Annotated in this window: 3 protein-coding genes; all 3 read left to right on the top strand. The window is 44.1% G+C overall.

All coding sequences use genetic code 11. The annotated features are described in order from the left end of the window. A partial coding sequence (locus tag PVV65_RS09540) for a hypothetical protein (protein ID WP_273789999.1) occupies nt 1-1,072 on the top strand: 1,072 nt, incomplete at its 5' end. Then, nucleotides 1,072-1,497: a hypothetical protein gene (locus tag PVV65_RS09535; protein ID WP_273789998.1), complete on the top strand. Its 426-nt coding sequence runs from the start codon at nt 1,072-1,074 to the stop codon at nt 1,495-1,497. The genes PVV65_RS09540 and PVV65_RS09535, both read left to right, overlap by 1 nt. Before the next feature lies 1 nt (nt 1,498). Next, nucleotides 1,499-2,121, top strand: a 623-nt coding sequence (locus tag PVV65_RS09530; RefSeq protein ID WP_273789997.1) for a hypothetical protein, incomplete at its 3' end; no start/stop codon positions are given.

Raw genomic sequence — 2,121 nt, 5'->3', positions numbered from 1 at the left:
ATTTGCAGATTTAGGAGGGGATCCTCCAAGAGCAGGCTTGGTGAAGGTTTGGGGAGATTTTGTTTGTCTGATGCAACTGACAGATCATCCCAATCGCATTCATTGGTCAGGTTTGAATGATGCAACACATTGGAAGATTCAGGAGAAAGATTGCTACTATACCGATTTCCATGACGGTGAATATGTTCAAGGTGCGACGGAATCGACTAATCCAGTCGTGTTTCTGCGTTCTGCTATTTATGTTGGTTCTTTTACGTTAGGCTCTAAGGTTCCATTTGTTTTCCAAAAGGTCCATGACAAACGCGGTGCACGAAGTGCAAGCTCTATAGCTTGCCATGGTAGTAATGCTTTTTTTGCCGGTGATGGCGGTTTTTATCAAATGAGTGGTGATGGTCAGATTTTACCGATAGGTTTTGAAAAGGTTGATAGAACGGTTTTTAAAACATTTGATAAGTTTGCTCTTGATGAGATGCAAGGGGTTATAGATCCCGTTGATAACCGGATTTACTGGTCCTTAAAGAAAGGCAACAACGAGCAAACAACTTTTGTCTATGATTGGGGTTTGCAGAAATGGTCGACGATACAGGGCGAGCCTTTCACGTTGTTTCCAGTCTTTACGACAGGTTATACTTTAGAACAATTAGATGAGATTTCGATCAATCTTGAGGCCTTGCCGGCTTCTTTAGACAGCCCCCGTTGGCAAAGTGGCGTGCCTATCCTTGGTGGTTTTAATGGTCAAAATCATCTTGTTATGTTTGCAGGAGCCCCAATGGAGGCAACGGTTGTTTCACAAGAAATGGGGGCACCGGATGGAAGCTTTAGCTTTATCACGAAGATGTTTGCAGAGGTTGATACGATGCAAGGTCTTTTAAGCATTGGGGAAAGAAGGTTACGTAACCACGATACGCCGATCACATGGCATAAGGAGAGGGTATGTTCTTATGTCACGGGTGCTTATCATGGTCGCTCACGCAATCGTTATCACCGTTTTAAATTACGTATTCCAGAACATGAATCTTGGAAGATGATTACGGGTTTTAATGTAGATTTACGCCCTTTAGGCAGGGGATAATGGCAAAAGTCTATTTGACCAGTTCTTGGGATTTGGAGCGCATAGCCCCGTATTTTGAAGAAATACTTGCGTCATTGCGTGCGTATGTAGAGCGTTTTAAACATGAAATGACGTTGCAAGAATTGCTTGAAGCCATTTGCACGGGCAAGAAACAGTTATGGCTTGTTTTGGATGATGATGAGCACTTTTTAGCGGCAGTTACGACCCAGATACAAGAGACCGTTTTAGGCAGGAAGCGCGCCTTGATTTGTGAATGTAGTGGCAAGGGGGTTCTTGATCAAATTGAGAATTTGAAAGTTGTAGAGGATTGGGCGCGTGAGAATGGCGCTTTCGAGATAGAGATTTTAGGGCGGTTAGGTTGGAAGCGTGCACTGAACAAGCAAGGTTACGGTGTAGGTATGCTTTATTACAGGAAGGAATTGTGACATGGGGAGCAAAACACCCACAACAACAGAACAGAAGCAGGTGCAGACAAGCGCTCCGCCTACTTGGATGCAGAATGTTTTTAAGCGAGGTGGTGCGGATGCCTATCAAATGTATAACACAGGGGTGGGTGGCAATGTTTATGGTGGTCCTCGTGTTGCCTCATTAAGTGCGCCAACTTATCAAGCCATTGGGGGGCTTGCAAGTGTTCCACATCAATATCAAAGCTATATGAATCATTTGATGAATACGCCAACCTCATCTGCGAATAATCTTGGACGGTTGGCTTCTGGTGGCATGATGGGGGGAAATTCACATTTTAGTCAGGTTCTTCAAGAGGGATTGGATGAGGTAGAAAATAGAATTAATAGATATTTTTCGGGGATAGGTCGTTACGGAACCCCCGATCACAAAGATGAGTTGCGCAAGGCGAGTGGTTCTGTTTATGCGCGGGCAATGTCTGATCAGTACGATAAGGATTGGCAACGCATGATGCAAGCAAATTCGATGATTGATCAATTGAATGAGAACCGCTTAGGGATGGTAGGCAATCTATTCCCCGCCTACAACAATGCTTATTCCAATATGTTGCAGGGAAGCGGTGTTTTGAATGATTACAATCAACG

The sequence above is a fragment of the Bartonella sp. ML70XJBT genome (assembly GCF_028618425.1).
Lineage (GTDB): Bacteria > Pseudomonadota > Alphaproteobacteria > Rhizobiales > Rhizobiaceae > Bartonella.
This window is presented reverse-complemented; position numbering and strand designations above follow the sequence as displayed.